At 39.7% G+C, this 1,273-nt stretch carries 1 pseudogene; it reads right to left on the bottom strand.

The annotated features are described in order from the left end of the window. Positions 1–1,199: pseudogene (locus tag H4J67_RS19890) on the bottom strand (IS110 family transposase); the annotation flags it as partial. Positions 1,200–1,273 lie beyond the last annotated feature (74 nt).

Genomic DNA, 1,273 nt, shown 5'->3' on the forward strand with positions numbered 1-1,273 from the left:
TATTTGGATTCATCATAAGGTACTTTCGTTTTCCAACACCTAAATACAATACGCACCCACTTGAAAGCCAAAGCTCTTACCGCTGATTGATGAGACTTACCCTTAGCTCGTTGTTGGTTGTAATATAGCCCAGCCCAATATGACACTCCTACACTCTTAGCTGACCACTCGATAAAGCTTTGCCTAATAAACTTAGAGCACTGCCATCGCCAGTGAACCCAGCACTTTTAACCCCTTCTTTCTGTTACAGGAGATAACCCTGCGTAATTCTGCATTTACTGCGCGCTTGTAAATCTAGCTCTATCATCTCCTAAGGCAGCCAAAAGTCTTGGAGCGGGGCAAGGTCCAGTGCCAGGAGGGATTTAAATAGTTCAGCATCTGGCATATCGGTAAATAACGTATATATTTTTTTCGTTGTATGTTTTTATGGCAACTATGACTGTCTTCAATTGTTCTATGAGTGTTTCGACGAATAAGCTATACGGCAATATTACGGCTTTGTCTTCTGTTAAGGGAACAGCATTTTTGATAGCTTCTATCCGCTGGTCGGTTAATGAAACCGCATTTCCTCCATGACTTAAAAAGAACTTTCTTATTGTGTTTTCTCTCGCTCGTTTTAGACTTTGTAACGACGGCCACTTAGAAATAAAGTTAAAGAATAGGCCACTATCACAATGAGATAACCATGCTAATGGTTGCGGGTAATACTGCTTTAAAGCGTCGATAAGGCGGTTTACATATCGACGTTTATCTTCGACGAGTAAGCGACGTTGTTCAACGAGTTGAGCAAGAACTCGAATATCATTACTACTTGGTTTTAGTGGTGTTACTTTGCTAGGGTACTTGAGCATAAGATCTAGTGCTAACTCAGCATCCGTAGGGTCATTTTTAGCACCACTGGGATTAAAGGCTTGTCTATAACGAGCTAAAGTTAAAGCTTGGACTGGCTACACTGTAATAAAGCTATACTTTTGCAGAGCATAAACAATCGGCCCTTTAGTCAATTCAACAGCCACCGCAATATTACCTTTTGCTTGATGGTGTAGCTTAGTTAGCCATTCATCAAGGTCTTCTGGTGTATGTGAAATAATTTCAAATGTTCGTTTACCGTCGTGACCTAACTGAACACATACATCATGTTTGTTATTAGCCCAGTCTAAACCACCAAATGCAGAAAATTTATTAGTTAATTCATCCATTACTCACCTCCAAGTTTGAAAGTTTGTTATGTGCTTTACTCTTCGAAAGAAATATAGACAGCTTTTTATAGCAA

The organism is Colwellia sp. BRX10-4 (genome assembly GCF_014077465.1).
Taxonomy (GTDB): Bacteria; Pseudomonadota; Gammaproteobacteria; order Enterobacterales; family Alteromonadaceae; genus Colwellia_A.